Annotated in this window: 19 protein-coding genes; 10 read left to right on the top strand and 9 right to left on the bottom strand. The window is 61.1% G+C overall.

The annotated features are described in order from the left end of the window. The first annotated feature begins 43 nt into the window (after window positions 1-43). On the top strand, window positions 44-727 hold the full coding sequence (locus HWX34_RS06900; RefSeq protein ID WP_178971537.1) for an META and DUF4377 domain-containing protein: 684 nt from the start codon (window positions 44-46) through the stop codon (window positions 725-727). A 64-nt stretch (window positions 728-791) separates the two neighbouring features. On the opposite strand, the gene HWX34_RS06895 is transcribed toward HWX34_RS06900, so the two are convergent. Genes HWX34_RS06895 through hemC form a run of 4 tightly spaced genes read right to left on the bottom strand, consistent with a single transcriptional unit; the run spans window position 792 to window position 4,689 of the window. Beyond that, window positions 792-2,000, bottom strand: a complete 1,209-nt coding sequence (locus HWX34_RS06895) for a heme biosynthesis HemY N-terminal domain-containing protein (RefSeq protein WP_178971536.1) — start codon at window positions 1,998-2,000, stop codon at window positions 792-794. Window positions 2,001-2,003: 3 nt separating this feature from the next. Then, a complete protein-coding gene (locus HWX34_RS06890; RefSeq protein WP_178971535.1) occupies window positions 2,004-3,026 on the bottom strand; it encodes a uroporphyrinogen-III C-methyltransferase in 1,023 nt (340 codons plus the stop codon). Beyond that, entirely contained in the window at window positions 3,023-3,763 is a 741-nt protein-coding gene (locus HWX34_RS06885; protein WP_178971534.1) for a uroporphyrinogen-III synthase, read from the bottom strand. The genes HWX34_RS06890 and HWX34_RS06885 overlap by 4 nt, the downstream gene beginning before the upstream one ends. Further along, window positions 3,760-4,689 carry a hydroxymethylbilane synthase gene (gene hemC, locus HWX34_RS06880; RefSeq protein WP_178971533.1) on the bottom strand — a complete coding sequence of 310 codons (930 nt, stop codon included), beginning with the start codon at window positions 4,687-4,689 and terminating at the stop codon, window positions 3,760-3,762. The genes HWX34_RS06885 and hemC overlap by 4 nt, the downstream gene beginning before the upstream one ends. A 345-nt stretch (window positions 4,690-5,034) precedes the next feature. Here hemC and ppc point away from each other — a divergent pair, with 345 nt between their 5' ends. Beyond that, complete coding sequence (gene ppc, locus HWX34_RS06875) at window positions 5,035-7,734, top strand: phosphoenolpyruvate carboxylase (RefSeq protein ID WP_178971532.1); 2,700 nt, start codon at window positions 5,035-5,037, stop codon at window positions 7,732-7,734. 93 nt (window positions 7,735-7,827) lie between these two features. On the opposite strand, the gene HWX34_RS06870 is transcribed toward ppc, so the two are convergent. Next, window positions 7,828-9,549, bottom strand: coding sequence for a thiamine pyrophosphate-dependent enzyme (locus HWX34_RS06870; RefSeq protein WP_178971531.1), 1,722 nt, complete (start codon window positions 9,547-9,549; stop codon window positions 7,828-7,830). A 383-nt stretch (window positions 9,550-9,932) separates the two neighbouring features. On the opposite strand from HWX34_RS06870, the gene HWX34_RS06865 reads away from it, so the two are divergent. From HWX34_RS06865 to HWX34_RS06850, 4 genes are all read left to right on the top strand, one after another. Next, window positions 9,933-10,709 (top strand): gluconate 2-dehydrogenase subunit 3 family protein, encoded by a 777-nt coding sequence (locus tag HWX34_RS06865; RefSeq protein ID WP_178971530.1) that lies wholly within the window; start codon window positions 9,933-9,935, stop codon window positions 10,707-10,709. A 9-nt stretch (window positions 10,710-10,718) separates the two neighbouring features. Further along, window positions 10,719-12,476 carry a GMC family oxidoreductase gene (locus HWX34_RS06860; protein WP_178971529.1) on the top strand — a complete coding sequence of 586 codons (1,758 nt, stop codon included), beginning with the start codon at window positions 10,719-10,721 and terminating at the stop codon, window positions 12,474-12,476. 54 nt (window positions 12,477-12,530) lie between these two features. Further along, complete coding sequence (locus HWX34_RS06855) at window positions 12,531-12,881, top strand: cytochrome c family protein (RefSeq protein WP_178971528.1); 351 nt, start codon at window positions 12,531-12,533, stop codon at window positions 12,879-12,881. Window positions 12,882-13,132: 251 nt separating this feature from the next. Continuing rightward, complete coding sequence (locus HWX34_RS06850; protein ID WP_178971527.1) at window positions 13,133-15,085, top strand: FAD-dependent oxidoreductase; 1,953 nt, start codon at window positions 13,133-13,135, stop codon at window positions 15,083-15,085. A gap of 17 nt (window positions 15,086-15,102) precedes the next feature. Here HWX34_RS06850 and HWX34_RS06845 read toward each other — a convergent pair whose 3' ends face one another. From HWX34_RS06845 to HWX34_RS06835, 3 genes are read right to left on the bottom strand one after another with little or no spacing between them, the layout of a single operon-like run. Then, window positions 15,103-15,915, bottom strand: coding sequence for an FkbM family methyltransferase (locus HWX34_RS06845; protein WP_218645078.1), 813 nt, complete (start codon window positions 15,913-15,915; stop codon window positions 15,103-15,105). Between the two features lie 60 nt (window positions 15,916-15,975). Next, a complete protein-coding gene (locus HWX34_RS06840; RefSeq protein ID WP_178971526.1) occupies window positions 15,976-16,557 on the bottom strand; it encodes a TMEM175 family protein in 582 nt (193 codons plus the stop codon). Between the two features lie 18 nt (window positions 16,558-16,575). Further along, window positions 16,576-17,592, bottom strand: coding sequence for a sensor histidine kinase (locus HWX34_RS06835; protein ID WP_218645077.1), 1,017 nt, complete (start codon window positions 17,590-17,592; stop codon window positions 16,576-16,578). Between the two features lie 327 nt (window positions 17,593-17,919). On the opposite strand from HWX34_RS06835, the gene argH reads away from it, so the two are divergent. From argH to HWX34_RS06815, 4 genes are all read left to right on the top strand, one after another. After that, window positions 17,920-19,302: an argininosuccinate lyase gene (argH, locus tag HWX34_RS06830; protein WP_178971525.1), complete on the top strand. Its 1,383-nt coding sequence runs from the start codon at window positions 17,920-17,922 to the stop codon at window positions 19,300-19,302. A gap of 93 nt (window positions 19,303-19,395) precedes the next feature. Next, window positions 19,396-20,982 carry a cyclic diguanylate phosphodiesterase gene (locus HWX34_RS06825; RefSeq protein WP_178971524.1) on the top strand — a complete coding sequence of 529 codons (1,587 nt, stop codon included), beginning with the start codon at window positions 19,396-19,398 and terminating at the stop codon, window positions 20,980-20,982. Window positions 20,983-21,001: 19 nt separating this feature from the next. Then, on the top strand, window positions 21,002-21,700 hold the full coding sequence (locus HWX34_RS06820) for an aspartate/glutamate racemase family protein (protein WP_178971523.1): 699 nt from the start codon (window positions 21,002-21,004) through the stop codon (window positions 21,698-21,700). 143 nt (window positions 21,701-21,843) lie between these two features. Next, window positions 21,844-22,614, top strand: coding sequence for a DeoR/GlpR family DNA-binding transcription regulator (locus HWX34_RS06815; protein WP_059286917.1), 771 nt, complete (start codon window positions 21,844-21,846; stop codon window positions 22,612-22,614). 220 nt (window positions 22,615-22,834) lie between these two features. Here the strand turns inward: HWX34_RS06815 and HWX34_RS06810 are convergent, their stop codons facing one another. Beyond that, window positions 22,835-24,457 carry a diguanylate cyclase gene (locus HWX34_RS06810; RefSeq protein WP_255496595.1) on the bottom strand — a complete coding sequence of 541 codons (1,623 nt, stop codon included), beginning with the start codon at window positions 24,455-24,457 and terminating at the stop codon, window positions 22,835-22,837. Between the last annotated feature and the right edge of the window lie 128 nt (window positions 24,458-24,585).

Raw genomic sequence — 24,585 nt, 5'->3', positions numbered from 1 at the left:
CCGGCCTCTTAAATATTAGTATTGTTTAATTTTGGAGATACTGATGCACTGGAAAACCACCGCTATTATTGTCGCCCTGTTGTCTGCCCCGGTGCTGGCCCGGCCCAATCTGATCGGTACAGACTGGCAACTGGTATCACCCAACACCGCCGAACCGCAGCCCACGCTGTCGTTTCAGGCCAAGGGCATCAGCGGCTTTGCTGGTTGTAACCGCTTTACCGGTCACAGCAATGCCGAAGGTAAACTGTCGATTGCCACCACGCGCATGATGTGCCCCCCGGCCATGATGCAAACCGAGCAGGCGTATATCGAATTCCTGTCGCAGCCATTCCAGATCAAGACCGATGGCAAGGCGCAGCAACTGGTACTGACGGGTAAGGCCGGCAAGGAATACCGCTTTGTACGCAAGCAGGACAAGGCCGCAGGCCAGAACACCGCTGCCACGGCCCCGGTACAACGCCCGCAGTATCTGTATGTCAGTGCCGTGCGCAAGAACTGCAGTGCCGGTGCGGGGCAGATGCAATGCCTGCAGGTGCGCAGCAGTGAAAACCAGCCCTGGCAGCTGTTCTATGGCGAAATTGAAGGCTTTACCCCGCAGCCCGACACGGCCTACTACCTGAAGCTGCGTTATGAAATGGTGGCCAACCCTCCGGCGGATGCCTCGGCGGTGCGGACCATTTTGGAGCGGGTGGTGTTCAGTGAAACTGTCACCCGTTCGCGTCTGTAAGCTTGACCGCGGAACATGAAAAAAGCCCGCACACGCGGGCTTTTTCTGTTGGCAGGGATGGGCTTCAATCGCCCTTGGCCAGCGCCAGTTCCAGGCTGCGGTGGTAATGCTGTGCTGCCTGTTCTTCCTTGCCGGTGGCTTCAAACAGCCGGGCCAGCTCGGCATTGGCGCACAGAGTGGGCTCGATGGAGTTACTGGCTTCCAGATAGCTCTGCGCCTTGCCCCACAGTTGCTGGTTCATGGCCAGACGGCCCAGGGCCAGCAGCAGCATGTAGTCGCGCGGACGGGTTTTCAGCCAGTCTTCGGCACTGCGCATCAGCTCCAGACGTTTTTCCGGCGACAGGCGCTCGGCCAACTGACCCAGTTCGCGAGCCAGTTCCGGCGTGGCCTGATCTTCATCGGCCAGGGCTTCGGCTAGCAGGGTGGCTGCATAGTCGAAGTCTTCCAGCGCAATCAAACGGCTGACGATTTCGCTTACCAGAATCGGATTGCGACGTTCGGCTTCCGGAATGCGGCGCAGCCAGTCACGCACCTCACGGCTGCCGACAAAACCGGTCAACTGCTGGCTGTAAGCGGCCAGGCGATAACGGCGGGCTTGCGACGGTTCCAGCGCTTCGGCCTTGAGCAGTTTTTCGGTCAGGGCCAATACCGCTTCTGGCTGACGTTGCAGCAAACGCACTTTCAGTTCCAGGCGCAGGGCATTGGTGAGGTTGGGCGACAGCGCACGAGCACGTTCGATGGCGGCCAGTGCGCCCAGCGCGTCCTTGGCTTCCAGCTTCAGCTCGGCATCCAGCATGTGGCGGGCCAGTTGCAGGCGTTCGGGCAGGGTGTCCAGCTGTTGCAGGTATTGGTCGCGCTTGTCCAGCGCACCGGTGGCTCCGGCAGAACGGGCGGCCAGCAGCAGGGCCAGCGCACGGTTTTCGGCCGCGTACTCGTCTTCCATGGCCTTGAGCGCTTCGCGTTCGGCTTTCTGGAAGCGGCCTTCAAAAAAGGCGATCCCCGCTTCGCGCAAGGCGTGGCGGGCTGCTTTCAGCTTTTTCTGACGCTGAAAACGCTTGACCTCGGCCGGCAGCCCGGCAGTGATGCTGATGACGCGCATCACGGCGTAAGCCAGCACGATGAGTACCACAATGCCCAGCAGCAGCAGGTTGAACGACACTTCCATGCGCCATGGCGGCAGGAACAGGATGGCGTAGCCGGTATTCAGGGTGGAGGCCAACCCCACCAGCACGGCCAGGGCGAACAGGCCGGTAATCCAGATGACGAATTTCACCGCTTAGTCTCCCTTGTTGCCCTGGGCGTCACGAACCGCCTTCAGGCTGGCGTTGAGGTCGGGCAGGGTGACGGACAGCGGAGCAGACTTGAGCTCTTGCAAGGTGGCCAGCCACTGGCGCGTGGCCGGGGCATCACCATCGAAGTAGCGCTGAACATAGTCCTGAGCGGCATTGATGTCGGCCGTGTAGGTGGTGCCGTCACGTTGCAGCAGCGCCAGGCGTGCGTCCAGCAGACGCATTTTCAGGTTCTCGCGCAGGAAGAATGATTGCTCCGGCGACAGCAGCAGGGCTTCCGGTTTGTCCATGCGGCGGATGTGTACCAGCTCGCCCAGGCTCTGGCTGATGTCGGCCACCAGGCGTTCCCAGAAGGGGGCGGTGTCCGCCACGCGCTTGGTGGTTTGCTTGTCTTGCAGATGATGGGCATCCACCACCAGCGGCATGCTGCTACTGGACAGCATCAACCGGTCCAGCTTGACGGTGAGACCAACGCTGTCCAGAACGGGCAGGGCCTTGAGTTTTTCCAGATCGGTGACCACTGCCTTTTTCACGGCAATCAGCTGCGGCTGGTCGAACTTGGACAGGCGGGCATCCACCATTTGCAGGGCGGAGATGGCTGCATTGACATTGCCTGCCAGTTGCAACTGCTGGCTGGCAATGGCCAGCGTATGTTCCACTTCGGATAGCAGCCAGTCGGAGCGGTTTTTGGTCAACTCCTGATACATGCCGTTCAGGGTGTTGTACTGGCCGGCGGATTCATTCACGCGGGTTTCCAGCACCGCCAGCTTGGCATCGGTGGCGCGGGCGGCGCTGAGCGCCTGTTCGGTCAGGCCGCGCAATTCCTTGGAGGCACCATTGCCTTCGGCCATGCGGCCCGCCAGTTCCTGGCGTGCGGCAGCCAGTTCCTGCTGGGTGCTGTACAGCTGGTAGCCTGACAGGCCAAGGGCGGCCAGTGCCACCAGCAAGGCCAGGTTCAGCTGTTTTTTGCGGACGGGACGGGGAGTGTCGACAGTCTGGGTTTCGCTCATGGGTGACGGCAGAACCATTCTCTGAGGCCGCTGACGAGCGCTTCGTCATCGGCCCGGGTTGTCACGATGCGTGTCGCGCCCAGTGCCTGCAATCGTTCGGCAATGCGCGGGTGCGGCACGCAATACAAAAGGCATTGTAACGTCACGGCCCTTGCCGGGCCAGCCAGTCTGAACAATTGCTCCACCATTTCGCTGGAAGTGATCACCATGGCGTCTGGCGGGTCATCATCCAGCAAGCCCCAGTCTGGCTTGCCGTCCATGCGCTGGTAGACCTCGGCCAGTGTCACATCGGCACCGCGCTGGCGCAGGGTGTCGGCCAGCAAGGCGCGGCCACCCAGGCCGCGCACGATCAGCCAGTGCTGACCGCTGACATCCGCCAGCTGGGGCAGGGCCAGCAAGGATTCGCTGTCGCTGCCAGTGGTGGGAAACAGGATGTCCTGTCCGCTAAGCTTGGCCAGGCGACGTGCGCTGGCCTGGCCTACGCAGGCCAGCCGGGCATTGACAGGCTGTTGTTGCAGCACCGGCCAGGCGATGTCGATGGCGCTGGGGCTGACAAAAAACAGCCAGTCGGCCTGTGCGGCTTGTGCCGGCAAGTGGGCCAGCGCATCAGGAAGAGGCTGAATGTCCATGACCGGGAAGGACTGCCCCTGCCAGCCTGCATCGGCCAGCAGGGTCAGCAAACGGCCGCTTTGTGCGGCCGGTCTGGCCACCAGGATGCGGCGGCCGGCTGTGGTCATGCCTGGTCTTTCAGTACGGCGTCAATCAGCGGCTTGGCGCCATCGTCCAGCAGGCGCTTGGCCACGGCGCGGCCCAGCGAGTCGGCATACTGGCGCGGCGCACTGGCGGTGGCGGTCAGCATGACCGAGCCATCCGGATGCGCGACAAAACCGCCCAGGGTGAGTACGTCGTCAGTCAGGGTGGCAAAGGCACCCAGCGGCACCTGGCAGCTGCCGCCCAGTTCGCGCGCCAGTGCGCGTTCGGCGCTGACACAGGCGTGGGTATCCGGGTGGTTCAAGGGTTGCAGCAGGGCCAGCATGTCGGCGCGGTCGGCGCGGATTTCAATGCCCAGTGCACCTTGACCGGCGGCCGGCAGGCTTTCGGACGGGGCGAGTTCTGCGCGAATCCGGTCGTGTAGTTCCAAGCGCTTGAGCCCCGCAGCCGCCAGAATGATGGCGTCGTATTCGCCGTCGTCCAGCTTGCGCAGGCGGGTTTGCACATTGCCGCGCAGCGGTTTGATCACCAGTTGCGGGTAGCGGGCGCGCAGTTGCGATTCGCGGCGCAGGCTGGAGGTGCCCACCACGCTGCCTGCCGGCAGCTCGGCCAGGCTGGCAAACTTGTTGGAAACAAAGGCGTCGCGCGGGTCTTCGCGTTCGCAGATGGCGGCCAGGGCAAAGCCCTCCGGCAGCACCATGGGCACGTCCTTGATGGAGTGTACGGCGAGGTCGGCACGGCCTTCGGCCAGGGCCACTTCCAGCTCTTTCACGAACAGGCCCTTGCCGCCGATCTTGGACAGGGTTTTGTCCAGAATCTGGTCGCCCTGGGTGGTCATGCCCAGAATTTCGACAGTAAGGTGCGGGTACAGCACTTGCAGGCGGGCCTGGATGTGTTCGGCCTGCCACATGGCCAGGCGGCTTTCGCGGCTGGCAATGACGATCTTGTCCATGAATTGCGGTCCTGACGATGAATTTTCGCCCGATTCTAGCATGCAGCCGCAGGGATGCCTGGAGTGGCGTCAAGGAAAAGCCATTTGTTGCTTATGGTCACAGTCAAGGGTGAACCCGCGTTGCTGTTGTGCACAAAATGTGCGAAAAAAATCAGGAAAATTCGGTAATGAACACACTACAGCGGTAATGCTGCCTATGATGGTCGTTGCGCAGCCGCTTGAAGTCAGATTGCCGTCTGACTTGAACAGGTTGCCCGACCATTTAATAAACAGGCCAACGGCCATGCCACGCTTGTCATGGTGACAGTACCGATTGGCCAGACAATGCAACAAAGGAAACAGGACATGACGGAGCTGGACAAGGATCTTCCCCTACGTGCCGACCTGGCGCGGCTGGACCGCCTCTTGGGCGAAGTACTGCATGCCCAGGAAGGCCCGCAGGTGTATCAAGAGGTCAAGGCCATTGCGGCACGTACCCCGGAGCAGCGTGCATTGCCGCTGCCGGACACCTTGTCGCCCAAGGCCACTACCGCCCTGGTACGCGCCTGTGGCCTGTATGCCCAGTTGTTCAATATCGCGGAAGACCTGCACCACACCCGTCGTCGTCGTGCGCACCAGATTGCCGGTTCGCGCCCGCAGCAAGGCAGCCTCAACCGCGCACTGGCCCGCCTGAAAGAAGAAGGCGTCAGCTTTGCCCAGCTGTCTGACACCCTGCAGGACGCCTATGTCGGTGCCATCCTCACCGCCCACCCCACCGAAGTGCAGCGCCAGAGTGTGCTGGACGGTCACCGCGCGGTGCGTAAATTCCTCAGTCTGCTCGGCTCGCCGGACATCACACCGGAAGAGGAAACCGAACTGGATGGCAAGCTCAAGCGGGTAATCCTGTCCATGTGGCAGACCTCGGAAATCCGCCATTTCAAGCTGTCGGTGGAAGACGAAATCAAGAACGGCGTGGCCTACCACCCGATGACTTTCTTCTCCGCCCTGCCACGCTTGTACCAGCGCCTGGGCAAGGAAGTGGAATCTGCCTGGGGGCAAACGCCTGTCCTGCCGCCCTTCATTCGCGTGGGCAGCTGGATTGGTGGCGACCGTGACGGCAACCCCAACGTCAACGCCACCGTGTTGCGCCATGCCTTCACCCTGCAGGCCACCCAGGCCTTTGAGCACTACCTGTCCGAGCTGGCATCGCTGTACCGCGAACTGTCTCTCTCCGAGCGTCACGTCACGGTCAGCCCGGCCTTGCAGGCTCTGTCCGACCAGACGCCGGACAACAAGGAAAGCCGCGAGCAGGAACCCTATCGCCGCGCCTTGGCCACCATTGAAGCCCGTTTGCTGGGCAAGGCTGCCGAGCTGGGGCTGGCGGTGCGTGGCCGCTGGCCGGTGGCCGCAGCCTATCGTGACACCGCCGCCTTCCAGGCAGATCTCGCCATCGTGGCGGATTCGCTGATTGCCCATGGCAGCGACCTGCTGGCCGATGGCCGTCTGGCCCGCCTGCGCCGCGCGGTGGAAGTGTTCGGCTTCTTCCTGATGCCGGTGGACCTGCGCCAGTTTGCCGGCATGCACGAAGCCGTGGTGAGCGAACTGTTTTCCAGTGCCGGACTGGAACATTACCCGGCGCTGGACGAGGCCGCGCGCATTCGCGTTTTGCTGCGTGAACTGGCCACCCCGCGCCTGTTGTACTCGCCGTACCAGCAGTACAGCGCCGATACCGAAAAAGAGCTGGCCATCTTCCGCGAAGCCGCGCTGATCCAGCAGCAGTTCGGTACCGAGGCCATCAGCCAGAGCATCATTTCCAACTGCGCTTCGGTCAGCGACATTCTGGCGCTGGCGTTGATCCTGAAGGAAAGCGGCCTGATCCGGCTGCACAACGGCCTGCCGGTGTCCACCATCAACGTGGTGCCGCTGTTTGAGACGATTGCCGACCTGGTGGCTGCCACCGACATCATGGATACGCTGTTTGCGCTGCCGTGGTACCAGTTGCTGCTGAAGAGCCGCGGCATGCTGCAGGAAGTGATGCTGGGTTATTCCGACAGCAACAAGGACGGCGGCTATCTCACCAGCCAGTGGGAGCTGTACAAGGCAGAACAGCGCCTGGTGCAGAGTTTTGACAAGGCCGGCGTCAAGCTGCGCCTGTTCCATGGTCGTGGCGGCTCGGTGGGCCGTGGTGGTGGCCCGTCCTTCGAGGCCATCATGGCGCAACCGGCCGGCAGCGTAGCCGGTCGTATCCGCATTACCGAGCAAGGCGAGGTGATTGCCTCCAAGTATTCCGACCCCGACATCGGTACCCGTAATCTGGAAGCGCTGGTAGCTGCCACGCTGGAAGCCAGCCTCACCACTCACCCCAGCGGCGAGGCGGATGGTGCAGTGTTCGACGAACTGTCCGAAGCCGCTTTCAAGGCCTATCGCCAACTGGTGGAAACCGAAGGCTTCATGCAGTACTTCCTGGAAGCCACGCCGATCAACGCCATTGCCAAGCTCAATATCGGCAGCCGCCCGGCGTCGCGCAAGAGCCTGGCCAGCATCAAGGACCTGCGCGCCATTCCCTGGGTGTTCTCCTGGTCGCAATCGCGGGTGATGCTGCCCGGCTGGTTCGGTTTCGGTTCGGCCGTGGCCGGTTTCATTGCCCGCCATGGCGACGAAGGCCTGGCCCGTCTGCAAGGCTTGTATCGCACATCGCCCTTCTTCCAGGTGATTCTGTCCAATATGGAACAGGTGCTGGCCAAGGCGGACCTGGGCATTGCGCGCCGTTTTGCCGCGCTGGTGGAAGACCGGGTATTGGCCGACAAGCTGTTTGGCCAGATTGAGGCGGAATGGCAGAAGACGCACGACGCCTTCTTTGCCATCAGCGGCCAGACCAGCCTGCTGGAACAGAACCCCACCCTGCATCGCAGTCTGGAAACCCGTCTGCCGTATCTGGATGCACTCAACCTGCTGCAGGCCGACCTGCTGCAGCGCCTGCGTGCCAACCCGGACGATGCCGAGGCACTATACGCCATTCACCTCACCATCAATGGCACCTCGGCGGGTTTGCGTAACAGCGGCTGATCAGCCCCCATGCTGCTAAACCGGCAAAACCGTCACCCTTGGGTGGCGGTTTTTTCTTGCCTACAAATGGCTAGGCCGGCCGGGGCCCAAGGCTTAACGGCGCAGGAAATTGCTTTCGATCAGCTTCACCACTTCCCCACCATGGCCGGACAGAATGGCCTTGGCGGAGTACAGCGCGGTGTGCAGCACTTCTTCGGTGGTGACGGTGGGCGGCATGATCAGCTCATACTGGTTCACCTTGACGTCCAGCAGCATGGGGCCGGGCTCGGCCAGCCATTGCGCAACGGCTTCCGGCAGCTGCTCGGCATGCTCCACGCGCAGGCCCTTGAAGCCAACCGCCTCGGCCAGCTTGACCCAGTCCGGGTTATGCAGGTCGGTGAAGCTGTTCATCAGGCCTTCCACCTTTTGTTCGATCTCGACAAAGTCCAGCGCGCTGTTGTTGAGGATGACAATCTTGATGTCCAGTCCCTCTTGCACGATGGTCAGCAAATCCCCCATCAGCATGGACAGACCGCCGTCACCGCAGATGGCAATCACCTGCCGGTGCGGGAAGGCGTTCTTGATGCCCAGCGCCTCCGGCATGGCATTGGCCATGGTGCCGTGAATCAGGCTGGCCAGTGTGCGGCGCTTGCCGTTGGCGCGGGTGTGGCGTAGCAGCCAGACCATGGCCGTGCCGGAGTCTCCCACCAGAAAAGCATCGTCAGCGGCCATCTGGTCTATCAGCTTCACCAGATATTGCGGGTGAATCAGGCCGTTGTGCCCCGGCTTTTCTTGTTCCGCCAGCCAGTGCAGTGATTTCTGATGCAGCTTCTGGCACTCCTGCAGGAAGTTGTCATCATGCCGTTCCGGCAGACGCGGCAGCAGTTTTTGCAAGGTGGTGCGGATATCGCCGACCACGCCCAGTTTCACCGGATGACGCCGCCCCAGGTGGGTGGCCTGATTGTCCACCTGCAGGATGGTGGCGCGGTGCGGGTAGAAAGATGTCCAGGCAAAGTCGGCACCCAACAGCAGCAAGGTGTCGCATTCCTGGGTGGAGTGATAGCCCGATTCAATACCCAGCATGCCAGTCATGCCCACATTGAAGGGGTTGTCCGGCTCGATGAAATCCTTGGCGCGGCTGGTGTGCGCCACCGGGGCCTTGAGCCTGCGTGCCAGTTCCACGATTTCGGCATGGGCATCGGCGCAACCGGAGCCGCAATACAGTGTCAGCCGCTCGGAAGACAGCAGCAAGTGTGCCATTTCATCCAGTTCGGCTTCGGACGGGCTACATACGGGCTGTGGGTGATGTGCGCTGAATGGCAGCCCCGGCGGCACCTGCTGCCCCGCCAGATCGCCCGGCACAATCAGCACGGCCACACCGCGCAGATTGATGGCCGCCTGCGCCGCCTGGGCGGTGAGTCGTCTGGCTTGGGAGGAATGATACAGCGTGGCGCAAAAATGGCTGCAGGTGCGGAAAATGGCGGCCAGATCCACTTCCTGCGGAAACTCCATGCCCAGTTCGGTCAGCGCCACCTGGGTGGCAATCATCACCACCGGCGAGCGATTGCGGTGTGCTTCCAGCAGACCATTGATGGTATGCAGGCTGCCGGGGCCACAGCTGCCGGCGCAGGCAGTGAGTCTGCCGGTCATATAGCTCTCTGCTCCGGCGGCCATGGTAGCCACTTCCTCGTGACGCACGTGTACCCATTTGATCTGGCTGTGGCGAATGGCATCCGTGATGTGGTTGAGCGTGTCGCCGACAATGCCGTAGCAGTTTTTTACGCCGGCTTGTTCCAGGGTTTCGATGATGACTTCACCAACAGTTTGATGGCGCATAGTGGGTTTCTCCATGGGTGGGACTGGACGAAATACGTGCTGTAACTGTGGTAACTGCGTTGCGCAGCACGCAGTCCAGAGGCGTGCTGGGCGGTTTACTACAAGCCAAAGTTACTGTTTTGCAACTTTCTCCCTGATGCCTTGCACTGTCCCCGGCTGATTTCCGGAGTTGGCTGCCGAAGAATTATTTGTTGTGCGTCATTTTTTTCCTTGGTAGTGGCGAAATTTCCTTTTCCTTTTCCCGCGCCCTTAAGCCCCTTGTTTTTGCTGTTGCCGGGCAATCATGCTCCAGCCAGTCAGCTCGACAGTGCGATGAAGCACTGCCTGGGCGCACCTTGAGTCCGTACTGATGACACTCCGTAACTGCCCTTCAGGAGCATGCCATGACCCACCCTGTCGATTTTCCTCCTCCGGATTCTGCCGGTAGTGCCCGCCGGGTTTTTCTCAAGCAGCTGGCGGCAGCATCTGGCAGCTTGCCGCTAGGCAAGGCACTGGCTGGCGGCACGGCGACAGCCTTGTTGTTGCAGTCGGCAGAAGCCGGTGCAGCACCGTCCGGCAAGCCGGTGATCAATACCGTATACGGCTACGAAAGCTTTGGTCCGGACGAAGCCGCCTTTGTCGAGGCCATGCTCAATATCATGTGTCCGGCAGATCACTTCACCCCCAACGGGGTGGACTGCGGCCTGGCCATCTATATCGACCGTCAGCTGGCTGGCAGTTTTGGCCAGGGTGCGCGGCGCTACGCCGCAGGGCCATTCTTGCAGGGGGCAGCCCAGTGCGGGCCGCAACTGCCGCTGACGCCAGAGCAGTATTTCAAGGCGGGCATAGCAGAAGCTGATCGCGCTGCGCAGCGGCTTTATGGCCAGTTGTTTGATGCCCTGACACCGCAACAAGGCGATGCCTTCTTGCAGCAACTGGCGGCGGGGCAAGTGGCCGGTGAGCAACTGGATCTGGCGGAATGGTTCAACGCCCTGGTGTACCCGCTATTTGCCGAAGCCTGTTTTGCCGACCCGCTCTATGGCGGCAATGTGGGCATGGTGTTCTGGAAGATGATCGGCTACCCCGGCCTGCCAGCCACGCATGCACTGGATGTTGTCCAGTATCTTGGCAAGCCCTATCCCGGCGCTGCCCATCCCAAATCCATCGCCGACTTCAGCTAGGGACAGGTCATGAAAACACGTGCAAGCAAAACCGTGGTCATTGTGGGGGGCGGCCTGACCGCTGGCCTGATTGCCCGCCAACTGACCGCCAAGGGGGTGGATGTACTGGTGCTGGAACGCGGCGGCGATCACAGCAAGGGGCCGGAATCCAGCCTGCCCAATCAGCGGGATGAACTGCGCTGGTCGGTACGACAGGGGCTGATTCAGGACTGGTCGCGCGAAACCTATACCTTGCGCCACCAGCAAAACCAGACCGCCCTGCCAGTGCGCTGGATGGAATCCTTCCTGCCGGGACAGGGGCTGGGCGGGGCCGGCAATCACTGGAACGGCCACCTGTGGCGCTGGGCCGAGTACGACCCGCAACTGCGCAGCCATTATCAGCAACGCTACGGCAAACAGGCGATTCCGGCAGACATGCCCTTGCAGGACTGGGGGGTGACCTATGCCCAGCTGGAGCCGTATCACGATTTGTTTGAGAAACTGTTCGGGGTATCCGGCCAGGCCGGCAATATCGGCGGCAAGAAACTGCCGGGCGGCAATCCATTCGAAGCTCCGCGTAGCGGGGCTTATCCACAGGCCCCCTTGCATGTGCTGGAGTCCGGGCAGGTGTTCAAACAAGCTTGTGACCACTTGGGTTATCACCCTTTTCCACAGGCAGCGGCCAACTCATCCGGGGCTTATACCAATCCGGACGGCCAGCAGCTGGGGCAATGCCAGTATTGCGGCCATTGCGAGCGATTCATCTGCGAAGCCAATGCCAAGGGTTCACCGCAGGTATTGCTGTATCCGATGCTGCGCGCGCGCAAGAGCTTTGAAGTACGGCTCAATACCCAGGTACTGGGGCTGCGTTACGATGCTGCCGGCAAACGTGCCACCGCCGTGCATTGCCTGGACTTGATGACCGGCGAGGAGTACGAACAGCCCGCCGAGGTGATCGTGCTGGCGGCTTTCACCATGAGCAACACCCAGTTGCTGCTGCACAGCAAGATCGGCAAACCGTACGACCCGGTCAGCAATACCGGGGTGGTGGGCAAGAACTTCTGCTATCAGGTGAATGCCGGGGTGGATTTGTTCTTCAAGGACAAATGGTTCAACCCCTTCCTGGCCAGCGGCAGTACGCAAATTGTCATTGATGACTTCAATAACGACAATTTCGACCACACCGGCCTGGGCTTTCTCGGCGGTGCCACCATTCAGGCCTACCAGTTCAGCGGCCGCCCCATCAAGGGACGGCGGGTGCCGGATGGCACACCGCGCTGGGGCACTGCGTGGAAGCAGGCCAATGCCGACTGGTATGCCCATTCCATGTCCTTGGGCATCGAGGGTAGTTGCTATCCGCACCGTGGCAACTACCTTAGCCTGGACCCGACTTATCGCGATGCCTATGGCCGGCCGCTGATCCGCATGACCTTCGACTTCCGCGCCAACGAGCAGAAAATGGCTGCCTTCGTCAGCGGCAAAATGATGGAAATCGCCCGGCATTGTGGCGCCGACAAGGTGGGCAGCCTGCAAGCTCTGGTCACACCGTTTGACAGCCGGCTGTACCAGACCACCCACATCGTGGGCGGCACCATCATGGGTGAGACACCGCATGACAGTGTGGTGTCACCGCATCTGCAACATTGGGATGCCCACAACCTGTTTGTGGTGGGGGCATCGGTCTATCCGCACAACTCCGGTTACAACCCCACCGGCCCGCTGGCTGCCCTTGCCCTGCGGCTGGGGGACGACCTGCTGCGCTATCTGCAACGGCCAGGCCGCCTGTAATGCAATCAGGCCGCACCCATGGTGCGGCCTTGTCCACCCCTTAAGGAGATTCCCATGCGCATTTTCTTGTTCGCCGCTGTCTTGCTGCCGGTGTCGGCATTGGCGGCCAGCCCGGCCACGCCGCCCGCCGCCTTTGCCCAGTGCGCCGCCTGTCACAGCGTGACCGGCAGCAATGGCGTTGGCCCCAGTCTGAAAGGTGTGATCGGGCGCAAGGCAGGGAGCGTCCCTGGCTTTCGCTATAGCAGGGCAATGAAGGACTACGGCAAGGTCTGGGACAAAACCAGTCTGGCTGCCTACCTGGCCAATCCGCAGCAAGCGGTGCCGGGTAACACCATGCCGTTTGCCGGGTTGCCGGATGCCAGCCAGCGCAATGCCATCATCGCGTATCTGGCGACACTAAAGTAAACCCGGCCTGTGCGGGAAGGGGTGGCGGCGTGCCGTGGGCTCGCGTCGGCCACCCCGTAACGCCTGTGTGCCAGTCTGGCCGTTCAGCCTGTCCGGCAGTCGCCATGGCCGGGACCACCCTGCGTTATCAGGACTGCTGGTAATCAGCAAGAGGCCCGCCTTCCGCCCATGGGCCAGCAGGCAAGCTCCCGGCTTATGCGGAATATCGGCAACTGCCTGTTGCCAACCCGCAGTCAGAATCTGGAGTCGCCATGTCCACTGCCTTTCCTCATCTGTTATCCCCCTTGCGTATCGGCAAGCTGACCCTGCGTAACCGCATTGTTTCCACCGGGCACGATACCGTGTTGCCGATGGACTGCCAGGTCAGCCCGGCGCTGATTGCCTATCATGCCGCGCGGGCGCGAGGCGGGGTCGGGCTGATCGTGCTGCAGGTATCCGGTGTGCACGAAACCGCGCGTTATACCTCGCACGCGCTGATGGCTACTGACGACAGTTGCATCCCCGGCTACCGCGCGCTGGCCGCTGCCGTGCATGCAGAAGGAGCCATGCTGTTTGCCCAGCTTTTCCACCCAGGCCGGGAAATCATGGAAACCGCCGATGGCATGCAGGCGGTGGCGTATTCGGCTTCCGCCGTGCCCAGCGAGCGCTTTCACGTGATGCCGCGTGCCTTGAGCGAAAGCGAAATCGCCGCCTTGATTGCCGGCTATGCCGCTGCGGCGTGGCGTATCCGCACGGCGGGGCTGGACGGGGTGGAAATCGTCGCCAGCCATGGCTATCTGCCGGTGCAGTTTCTCAACCCGCGGCTGAATCTGCGCACGGACGGCTATGGTGGAGACTTTGACGGCAGGCTGCGCTTCCTGCGCGAAGTGGTGGCGGCCATTCGCGCCGCAGTAGATACCGACTGCGTGGTGGGCTTGCGCATTTCGCTGGACGAGCGCGACAGCGAGGGCCTGCAGCAAGATGAAGCCTTGCAAGCCTGTGCCGCCCTGCAAGAGCAGCTGGATTATGTCAGCCTGGTGGCAGGTACCTCGGCCAGCCTGGGCGGCGCGGTGCATATTGCCCCGCCAATGGCATTTCCGGCGGCTTATCTGGCCACTCCGGCCGGGCGCTTCCGCCAGGCGCTGTCCATTCCATTGTTGCTGGCTGGTCGCATCAACCAGCCGCAAGAAGCGGAACAACTGCTGGCGCACGGTGTGGTGGATGCCTGCGGCATGACGCGGGCGCTGATTTGCGACCCGGAGCTGCCCAACAAGGTGGCCAGGCAGCAGCCGGATGCCATCCGTGCCTGCATTGCCTGCAATCAGTCCTGTATTGGCCGTTTTCATCGCGGCCTGCCCATTTCCTGCCTCCAGAACCCGCTCGCCGGGCGTGAATTGCAATTCGGCGTGCTGACACCTGCCAGCACGCCGCGCCGGGTGATGGTGGCGGGTGGTGGTCCGGCCGGTATGCAGGCGGCCGTGATTGCGGCGCAACGTGGCCATCAGGTGACCTTGTACGAAGCGACGGAACAATTGGGAGGGCAGGTATTGCTGGCGCAACAGCTGCCGGAACGGGCGGAATTTGGCGGCCTGATCACCAATCTGCAATACGCACTGCGTGCGGCCGGGGTGGAAGTGGTGTTGCGGCGTCGGGTAGACCGGACATTGGTGCAGCAACAAGCGCCGGATGTGCTGATTCTGGCTTGTGGCGCCACACCTGCCATACCACGGCTGGAGGTGGGCGGCAGCCTGCCGGTGCACGACAGCTGGGACGTGTTGCAGGGTGCCAGTGTCGGCGCGCGGGTCGTGGTGAGCGACTGGCGTGCCGACTGGGTGGGGCCGGGACTGGCCATCCGGCTGGCCGAGGCCGGGCATCAGGTAACACTGGCCGTCAACGCGCCGCTGATGGGACAGGCCTTGCCGATGTATGTGCGCGACCAGTTGGCCGCGCGGCTGCACCAGTTGCAGGTGGCCATCCTGCCTTATGCGCGCTTGTATGGTGTGGATGACCATACGGTGTACTTGCAGCACACCGCCAGCGAGGAAGCCATGCTGTGCGAGGACATCGACAGCCTGGTACTGTGCCAGCCACCGCAGCCGGATGACGCATTGCGTCAGCAACTGGACGGGCTGGGGCTGGAGATGCACGCCATTGGCGATTGCCAGACGCCACGCACCGCCGAAGAGGCCATTTACGAGGCCACGCGGCTGGCCTGGCAGCTCTAAGCACCAGGCACGGCCGCTTATACCAGTTGCAGGCGGCCGCCTTCGTTTTTCAGGTGCGGAATCAGCGCGTCAGCCTGATGCACCGCCAGTGTGTTAACGCCCGCCGGGAACAGGCGATAACCCAGTGCTTCCAGCCAGGGGCGGATGACCGTCATGTCCGATTTGATGATTTCCATGAAGATCAGCGGGCGGCAGCGGCGGATGGATTGTTCGGCTCCGCGCAGCACCTGTTCCTCCATGCCTTCCACGTCGATCTTGATAAAGTCGATGCGTTGCAGGCCCAGCGAATCCAGGCTGACCAGGTCGATGCGGATGGTGCGGTGCCGGTAGTCCAGCGTCTGACCGATGAATTCATTGCTGGCCGACTGCTGCAATTCCACGCTGCCGAAGGAGCCGGGACGCAGGTAGTCCGGTTCCGGAATGTCGATCTGCCCGCAATGCTCGCCCACGGCGGAGTTGAGCGCATTCACGTTCAGGCAGTTGTTAAGGGCGATATTGCCGCACAAGGCGTAGTAGATTTTCTCCTGCGCCTCGAAGGCCACCACATGGCCCCAGCTGTACATGAAACGGGCCATTTCGATGGTATGCACGCCGATATTGGCGCCGCAGTCGATGGCCAGCACACCCTCGCCCCGGTCGCGCAGGCAACTGGCCAGCAAGGCCAGCACAAAGTCCACTTCCTCCTGCTCGTAGCCGCTTTGCGTCATCAGCTGATAGCCCACGCCATAGGATTCGCCATCAGACGGGGCAAAGTCATTGCGATTGACGATCATGCTGCCGTGATTGGTAGACAACAGCATGAAGGGCGCGGGGCGCGGAATGTTTTTCATGGCAGAAACCCGTCAGGAGAGATAGCGGCGATTATGCCGTACTGTGCTGGTGATGACAGATCAATGTTGCTGGCTGGCGGCCTGTTCCATGCGCCGGTCCGGTACCAGCCACCACAATGCCAGCAGGCTGTACACCGCGGCCCCCAGCCAGCTGGAATAAAACGACAGGCCGATGCCCAGCAGGTAGAACAGCGGTGACAGCCTGCCCTTGCGGTCGCGGCCCAGTGCATGCAGCAGCACCTCGCGGTTGCCCGGCACACACAGCAAGGTACGCTGCATCACATACCAGGCCAGGGCGGACATCAGCAGCACCACGCCATACAGCGCTACCGGCAGGGCCTCCATATGGTTTTCACCCATCCAGCCGGTGACAAAGGGCAGCAGCGACAACCAGAACAGCAGGTGCAGATTGGCCCATAACACCCGTCCGTCCACATGGCGCACCACATGATAGAAATGGTGGTGGTTGTTCCAGTAAATACCCACATAGACAAAGCTCAGCACATAGCTGAGGAACACCGGCCACAAGGCGGTCAGTGCGGCCAGGCTGGTGTCATGCGGAATCTTGAGTTCCAGCACCATGATGGTGATGATGATGGCAATCACGCCATCGCTGAAGGCTTCCAGCCGGTTCTTGCCCATGTCTGACTCCGTGAGAGGCTAGCGGGGAAAAGGGTTTTGCCCTGCCGGGCTTGCCGGCTGGTAGGGCAGGCGGATCATGGTGTGGTACTGGCCATCCGCCTCGGCTACTTGCAGGGAGGCTTCGGCATCGTAAAACAATGCCAGTCGCTCGCGCAGATTATCCAGTGCCATGCGATTACCCTGATGCGGACTGTCCTGCTGTGCCGACAAGGGGTTGCTGACACTCAACAGCAATTGACCGCCTTTTACCTCTGCCCGCACCCGGATTTCACCGCCTGCGCTACAACGCTCCACGCCGTGATGCACGGCATTTTCCACCAGCGGTTGCAGCAGCAGCGGTGGCAGGGCGGCATCCAGCGCTGCGTCGATATTCCAGCGCACCTGCAGCCGCTCTCCCAGCCGTTCGCTCTCGATGGCCAGGTACATGCGCGCCAGTTCGATCTCCCTGTCCAGCGTCGAGCTGCGGCCGGGGTCGGCCATCTGCGCGCGAAACAGGTCGGCCAGGTTTTCCAGCACCATTTCCGCTTTCTCCGGTCGCGTGCGGATCAGTGCAATGGCCGCATTCAGGCTGTTGAACAGGAAGTGGGGGCGTATGCGTGCTTGCAACGCAGCCAGCCTTGCCTCGCCTAGCGCCGGGGACAATGCCCGTTGGCGCAGGCTGAAGTAATGCAGTAGCAGCAGCGCCAGCAGACCGGCCAGCAGCGGGCGGTCCAGCCGGGGCAGCTCCAGCGGATTGAGCAGTCTGTCTTGCAGCAGGACACACAACATGCTGATGAACATCACCAGCAAACTGCCATGGCGCTGCCGGCCCAGCCAGGGTGATACAGCGCCCAGCAGGCCCAGCGCCAGCAGCATGGAAGGCTCGGCCCAACTGGCCGCGGCCAGCAGGCGCAGCCACCAGCCATCCCTATCGCCCTGGTAGAGGGTACAGACCAACAACAGCAGGTTAAGCAGCAGCAGGATGCGCAGCATCACCCCCAGATTGCGGAAATCCGGAATGGCAAAAACCGAGTGTGGCCGACGGTGCTGATCCATGTGCAGTCATTGGGCAGGGTGGAATTGCATCATAGCAAGCTGCCAGCACCAGACGCGAGCAAGGTCGGTGGCTCAGGCGCTGGCCAGCCAGCCCCTGCCCAAGGGTAACCGGGCCATACGCCGCAGCCCTACCTTTCTGCACAGACGATAGTGGAATCGGGCCAAGTCAAACCGTGCGGATTGACTGTCTGGCGGCTGAAACCACACCCATGGCACGGTAATGCCACAGCCGGGCAAGAGCCGACTCGCCCTGAGGGGTGGCTTTCCCTATAATTGCCGCTGCTGCCTACGGGTAGCCCAAAACAATCACCGCAGGGAACCATCGAGATGCAAGAAAGCCATGCCTGGTCCGGTCGCTTCAGCGAACCGGTTTCCGAACTCGTCAAGAAATACACCGCCTCCATCGACTTCGACAAGCGACTGGCCGAATTCGACATCGAAGGCTCGCTGGCTCACGCCACCATGCTGAACAAGGCTGGTGTGCTGTCCGACGACGACGTGGCGGCAATCCGACGTGGCATGGCCGAAATCCTGGACGACATCCGCGCAGGCCGACTGGAATGGAGCGTGGATCTGGAAGACGTGCACATGAATGTGGAACGTCGCCTGACTGACAAGATCGGCGATGCCGGCAAACGCCTGCACACCGGCCGTTCGCGCAACGACCAGGTGGCCACCGACATCCGCCTGTGGCTGCGCGCGCAGATCGACGCCATCGTCGGCTTTATCGCCGAACTGCAAACCAGCCTGCTGGAACTGGCCGAAAAACACGCCGACACCGTGATGCCGGGCTTTACCCACCTGCAAGTGGCCCAGCCGGTGACCTTTGGCCACCACATGCTGGCTTATGTGGAAATGCTGGCACGCGATGCCGAGCGCATGACCGACTGCCGCAAGCGCGTCAACCGCCTGCCGCTGGGCGCGGCCGCACTGGCCGGTACCACCTTCCCCATCGACCGTCATTACACCGCGCAACTGCTGGGTTTTGACGATGTCTGCCACAACTCGCTGGACGCCGTGTCCGACCGTGACTTCGCCATCGAATTCACCGCCGCCGCCAGCCTGGTGATGGTGCACCTGAGCCGCCTGTCCGAAGAGCTGATCCTGTGGATGAGCCCGCGCGTCGGCTTCATCGACATTGCCGACCGCTTCTGCACCGGCAGCTCCATCATGCCGCAGAAGAAAAACCCGGACGTGCCGGAGCTGGTACGTGGCAAATCCGGCCGCGTGGTGGGCCACCTGATTGCCCTGGTCACCCTGATGAAGGCGCAGCCGCTGGCCTACAACAAGGACAACCAGGAAGACAAGGAACCCTTGTTCGATACCGTGGACACCCTGATCGACACCCTGCGTATCTACGCCGACATGATGCGCGGCGTCACCGTGAAGCCGGATGCCATGCGTGCTGCCGTGCTGCAAGGCTTTGCCACCGCCACCGACCTGGCCGACTACCTGGTGAAGAAAGGCCTGCCCTTCCGCGACAGCCACGAAGTGGTAGCCCTGAGCGTGCGCTACGCCGAAGGCCGTGGCGTGGATCTGGCTGATCTGTCGCTGGATGAGCTGAAACAGTTCAGCCAGCTGATCGAGCAGGACATCTACCAGGTACTGACCCCGGAAGGCAGCCTGGCCCAGCGCGACCACGTGGGCGGGACCGCACCAAACCAGGTACGTGCCCAGATCGCCCGCCACAAGGCAAGACTGGCAAGTTGATCAGTTAACGCCGTTCCAGACCAAACCGCCGCTATCGGCGGTTTTTTATTGGCCTACAGTGTCAGCTGTGATCAGTTTCACTGGAAGATTGCCGTGCAATTACCTTCGCTAGAGCCACTGGGACGCAGCCAACGCATCATGCTGACCATGCTGCCCGGACTGGCCCTGTTCATGCTGGGCGGCTTGTTGATGCTCTACCAGTTCTACTCGGGCATCCAGTCTGCACTGGAAAGCCAGCTGGCTTACAAACTGGAAAAGATCGAGCAGATCCTCGATCAGGCGCAAAGCACGGGCGAGGCTATGTTGCAAAAGCCCGATCTGGAGTGTCGCAACATTTATCCGGAAATCCGCCGCCAGGTCACCACCCAGTCCTACGTCCGTTCGATGCGCCTGATAGATCATGATGGTCGGGTGTATTGCGACTCGGTGATCGGCTGGCACTCGCCCGCCTATTCGCAGGAGTATCCGAATCAGACCCGGCTGCTGCTGTTGCCGGGAAACCGCCTGTCACCCTGGCATCCCCTGCTGATGTTGTGGCTTGAGGCAAAACGGCCTGACGTTAACGGCATCCAGATTGCCGTAGACAGCGATTACCTGAAGGACAGACTGGCCCATCAGGACCACAACACCTGGTTTTACCTGCAGGTTGGTGAGCGCTGGCTGGATGAGCAGGGCAGCATGAGTTCCCCGCAGCAACGTCCGTACTGGCAGCAAAGTTATCTCAGTTCAGGGCATTATCCGCTATCCGTTGTCATGGATTACTCCATGCCATGGATGTTGCTGGAACGGGTGAAACAGGAGCCGGATCAACTGGCCTTGCTCTTGTTGTTCAGCGCCAGTTTCAGCTGGGGGTTTCATCGTCTGCTGCTGCGTAATGGCGCGCCCAGTCGGGAATTGCAACGTGCGGTGCGCGAACGGGAATTCATTCCCTACCTGCAACCCTTGATTGATGCCGAGCATTTGCAGTGGCGCGGGGTGGAGGTGCTGATGCGCTGGCACCACCCGGTCGATGGCTTGGTATTGCCGGATCTGTTCATTCCTTTTGCCGAAAGCACCGGCCATATCGTGGCCATGACGCGCTCGCTGATGCAGCAGACTGCCGAACAGTTAAAAGATTGTCCCTTGCCACCCGGTTTCCAGATCAGCATCAATGTCAGTGCCAAACATATAGAAGCGGGTAGCCTGCCTGAAGATTGCGCAACCTTTTTATCGGCCTTTGCGCCGGGCAGCATTGTGCTGACCCTGGAGTTGACCGAACGCGAGCTGATCAAAACCGGCCCGCAAACCGACGCCCAGCTACAAAAATTGCATGATATGGGGGTGCGTATTGCCATCGACGATTTCGGCACCGGACATTCCAGCCTGTCTTATTTGCAGAAGCTGGATGTGGACGAACTGAAAATCGACCGCAGTTTTGTTGCCGGCATTGGTAGCGACAGTTTGTCGGCCGATATCCTGGACAGCATCTTGCAGCTGGCTGCCAAGCTGGGCCTGGCCGTGGTGGCCGAAGGGGTGGAAACCCTGCGACAGGAAGAATATCTGCGCGGTCATGGTGCGCACTTGCTGCAAGGCTATCGCTATGCCAGGGCGATGCCGATTTCCGAGTTCCTGCATCGTCCCGAATGGCATAATGATGCCTCCCTGTCCCTTGCCAAGGTCAAGGCAGACGCACACCCCTGAGTAGAGGCATAGCAGCAAGATGAAAGCAGCCGTCATCGGCATTGCCGGCGTTACCGTTCCCGGTGCGCTGGATTGCCTGTCCAAAATGCATCAACTTTCCGCCCTGATGTGTGGCGGTCACCATCACCACCCCCGTTTTGTACTGGATCAGCCAGACTTTGGCGTGGTGCATGCGGCCCAGTTGCAAGATCGCTGGGATATTGTCGAAGATTCCATTGTCGGCTCCTTGCAGCGGCTGGCCGCAGCCGGCGCCCATGTTGCGGTGATTCCCGCCAATACCGTGCATTGCTGCATTGATGGCATTCGTCGGCGTACGCCCTTGCCGGTCATCAGCATGCTGGATGTGGTGGCAGCAGAATGTCAGCAACGCGGCCTGCGCCGGCTTGGTGTGCTGGGCACGCGCTGGACCATGCAATCCCATCTGTACCGTGCGCCTTTGGCAGCCGTAGGGGTGGAGGAGTGTATTCCGGATGAGGCAGGTCAGGCCATTGTGCAGCGGGTGATTTTTGAAGAGCTGGTCCCTAATGGCAGCGTAAGCAACGATAGCCTGCAACAGTTGCTACAGGTGGTGGCCGAGTTGCGGGCGGCAGGTTGTGATGGTGTGGCGCTGGCCTGTACCGAGCTGCCGCTGGTGCTGGATGAGGCCAATTGCGGCATGGCCGCGGTGGATACCACAGCGGTGCTGGCCAGGGCCGCCATGCAACAGCTTCTCGCCTGAAGCCTGCCGGGCCTGCTTTTGTTGCAGGCCCGGCGGCATTTGTCGTCGGCTTGCGGCGGGTCAAGGGCGGATGGGTGCTAGCATTTGCCCTTTGACCGGAAAATATGTTAGTAACTAAACATGATTTTCGGAATCGAATCCCTATGAGCCGCTCACCCCGTCACGACAAGATTCTGCAGCTGGTCCGCGAAAATGGCTTCATGCCCATCGAAGAACTGGCCAGACTGCTCGATGTCACGCCGCAAACCATCCGGCGCGACATCAACCAGCTGTGTGAAGAAAATTTGCTGCGCCGTTATCACGGCGGTGCTGCTCTGGGCAGCAGCGTGGAAAACGAGGATTACTTTGCGCGCAAAGGAAAATTCCAGAGCGAAAAGGCACATATTGCCGACATGATTGCCGGTAGCATTCCTGATCATGCCTCGCTGTTCATGAGCATCGGTACCACCATCGAAGCGGTGGCCCAGGCGCTCACCATCACCCACAAGGGTTTGCGTGTCATCACCAACAATATCCATGTGGCGTCCATCATGTCGGCCAATCCGGATTTCACCGTGATGATTACCTCCGGCGTGGTACGTGCCAGTGATGGCGGCATTACCGGGGTGGCCACACTGGACTTCATCAACCAGTTCAAGGTGGATTACGCCATCATCGGCGTATCCGGCATTGAGACCGATGGCTCGCTGCTGGACTTCGATTACCGCGAAGTCCGGGTGGCGCAAGCAATGATGGCCAATGCCCGTCACCGTTATCTGGCGGCTGACCACAGCAAGTTTGGTCGCAATGCGCTGGTGCGCATGGGCCATATCAGCGAATTCCACACCGTGTTCACCGATGCCGAGCCGCCGGAGTCGCTGGCCAAGCTGCTGGAAGAACACAATGTAAGGCTGATTCTGGCTGATGCCGTCTGAGCCTTACCCAGGCCTGTATTGATAATCTCCTCCCGCTTTCAGAAAGGAAAGCGAGGCTCCCATGTTCAATTGGCTGGGCAAGGGCGGGGAAAAGGGGAATAGATGGGAAGGCTGCGGAATCCAGGAGTTAGTTGAAAGGCCCGGCTTTGCCGGGCCCAGTACAAGCGCACCAAATAACCTTGTCAGCAGCCTGAAGCCCGCACTGCGGGCGTTTTTGCTGTCAGCCCTCGGCGGACACATCCACCGTGGGCAGGGTATAGGCCTGCACCCGGTTGCGGCCCAGATGTTTGGCCTGATACAGCATGTCGTCCGCCTGTTGCACCAGGGTGGTGGTGGTGTCGGCAGTGGCCAGTGAGCTGATTCCCACGCTGAAGGTCTGGCGGAAGGTACGCTGGTTGCTGAACTGGTCGATCTGCACAAAAGCCAGCCGCATAGCCTCCATCACCTGCAAGGCATCTTCCTGCCGTGTACCGGGCAAGACGATGGCAAACTCTTCGCCACCGTAACGGCTGATCAGGTCGGAGCGGCGCAGCCTTTCTTTCAGGAAGCGGGCCAGGTTGACCAGCACCTCATCACCCGCCGGATGGCCATAGGTATCGTTGACCACCTTGAAATGGTCGAGGTCCAGCATGACCAGCGACAGGGCGCGCTGGTCCCGTTTGGCGCGCAGTACTTCGTATTCCAGCTGGGCATACAAATGAGAATGGTTTAACAGGCCGGTCAGGCTGTCGTTGATGATGTAGGAACGCAGCTTGCGATAACGCCGGGCGCGGTTGATCACTGTCACCACCAGCTCTTCCGGTGCCACCGGCTTGGTCAGAAAGCCATCAATACCCAGCGTGAGGGTATCCAGCTGGATGGACTGCCGCTTTTCCACCGACAGAAACAGGATGGGAATGCCATCAAGCAAGCGCTGCTGGCGGATGATCTGCGCCAGCTCCATGCCATTACAGCCTGGCATGTACATGTCCATCAGGATCAGGTCCGGGCGGAACTGCACGATGCCATCCAGCACCCGGGCAGGCTCGGTGACCTGCAGGGTATCAACGCCATGTCCCCCGAGCACGCTGGCATACAAGCCGGCCAGCGAGGCCATGTCTTCTACAATCATCACCCGCAGCGGGTCACGTTTTTCACCCAGATCGCCAAAATTCAGGCTGTCTATCAGCTCGTGTGCCAGCACCGGCCAGCCCAGAAAACCGGAGCCTCCGGCGCGAACTGCCTGCAAGCGGGCATCAAAATCGATGCGTGGCGAGCAGAACAGCAAGGGGCACAGGCCGCGCAAGGTATCGGCCAGGGTGAAAATGGGGTCGCTGGCGGCAAAGTCGGTATAGGCCACCACCGCTGCCGGTTTGGCCTCGCTCAGCGCTTGGGCCAGCTTGGATGCCTGGTACACCACGCGTACCACAAAACCGTAGCAGCTTAATTGTTCACACAGACTGGCTGATTCATGACTATCCGGCATCCACAGGTACAGCAGATGCGGACCGGGCTGGCTCAAACCGGTGTTGTACTGTTCGGGCGTGGCCTGTTGATCTGCCATCATGGCCAACTGGCTGACAATACCCAGATGGTGGCGCAGTTCGTTATAGCGTTCCGGTTCGCTTGGGCTGGCGTCATTCTGCAACAGCCAGAGCTGTAGCAGATTGCGTAATGCGGAGCACTCGGTGTGCAAGGGCAAGGCCTGTTCCGCGTCGATGTGGCGTTCCAGATTGTTAAGTAGTGCCAAGAGGTGAGCCGCCAGCGAACGGTCCCAGCGCATCACCAGCATGTGGCCGATGCGATCGATTTCACGCGCAGCGTGTTCTCTTGCCGAGTGGTGTAGGTTGCTTGCCAGCTTCATAGTGATATCCGTTATTCAGACGTGGGCAGGGTCTGTGTGACAGCCTGGCAGTGCAGCAGTGCTGTACAAACATGGGCAAGGCTCAAGGTATTGCAAAGGAAAGCAGGGCCTGAATGCTCAATGTTATA

The organism is Aquitalea sp. LB_tupeE (assembly GCF_013391415.1).
Taxonomy (GTDB): Bacteria; Pseudomonadota; Gammaproteobacteria; order Burkholderiales; family Chromobacteriaceae; genus Aquitalea.
The sequence above is the reverse complement of the archived record's forward strand: the minus strand, read 5'-3'. Positions and strand labels throughout refer to the sequence as shown.

Coding starts and splice junctions, on each gene's coding strand:
- HWX34_RS06860 (WP_178971529.1), top strand. CDS start 10,719: ATGAAAACACGTGCAAGCAAAACCGTGGTCATTGTGGGGGGCGGCCTG.
- HWX34_RS06890 (WP_178971535.1), bottom strand. CDS start 3,026: ATGAGCGAAACCCAGACTGTCGACACTCCCCGTCCCGTCCGCAAAAAA.
- HWX34_RS06835 (WP_218645077.1), bottom strand. CDS start 17,592: ATGGATCAGCACCGTCGGCCACACTCGGTTTTTGCCATTCCGGATTTC.
- HWX34_RS06815 (WP_059286917.1), top strand. CDS start 21,844: ATGAGCCGCTCACCCCGTCACGACAAGATTCTGCAGCTGGTCCGCGAA.
- HWX34_RS06840 (WP_178971526.1), bottom strand. CDS start 16,557: ATGGGCAAGAACCGGCTGGAAGCCTTCAGCGATGGCGTGATTGCCATC.
- ppc (WP_178971532.1), top strand. CDS start 5,035: ATGACGGAGCTGGACAAGGATCTTCCCCTACGTGCCGACCTGGCGCGG.
- HWX34_RS06820 (WP_178971523.1), top strand. CDS start 21,002: ATGAAAGCAGCCGTCATCGGCATTGCCGGCGTTACCGTTCCCGGTGCG.
- HWX34_RS06900 (WP_178971537.1), top strand. CDS start 44: ATGCACTGGAAAACCACCGCTATTATTGTCGCCCTGTTGTCTGCCCCG.
- HWX34_RS06850 (WP_178971527.1), top strand. CDS start 13,133: ATGTCCACTGCCTTTCCTCATCTGTTATCCCCCTTGCGTATCGGCAAG.
- HWX34_RS06845 (WP_218645078.1), bottom strand. CDS start 15,915: ATGAAAAACATTCCGCGCCCCGCGCCCTTCATGCTGTTGTCTACCAAT.
- HWX34_RS06865 (WP_178971530.1), top strand. CDS start 9,933: ATGACCCACCCTGTCGATTTTCCTCCTCCGGATTCTGCCGGTAGTGCC.
- argH (WP_178971525.1), top strand. CDS start 17,920: ATGCAAGAAAGCCATGCCTGGTCCGGTCGCTTCAGCGAACCGGTTTCC.
- HWX34_RS06885 (WP_178971534.1), bottom strand. CDS start 3,763: ATGACCACAGCCGGCCGCCGCATCCTGGTGGCCAGACCGGCCGCACAA.
- HWX34_RS06855 (WP_178971528.1), top strand. CDS start 12,531: ATGCGCATTTTCTTGTTCGCCGCTGTCTTGCTGCCGGTGTCGGCATTG.
- hemC (WP_178971533.1), bottom strand. CDS start 4,689: ATGGACAAGATCGTCATTGCCAGCCGCGAAAGCCGCCTGGCCATGTGG.
- HWX34_RS06810 (WP_255496595.1), bottom strand. CDS start 24,457: ATGAAGCTGGCAAGCAACCTACACCACTCGGCAAGAGAACACGCTGCG.
- HWX34_RS06870 (WP_178971531.1), bottom strand. CDS start 9,549: ATGCGCCATCAAACTGTTGGTGAAGTCATCATCGAAACCCTGGAACAA.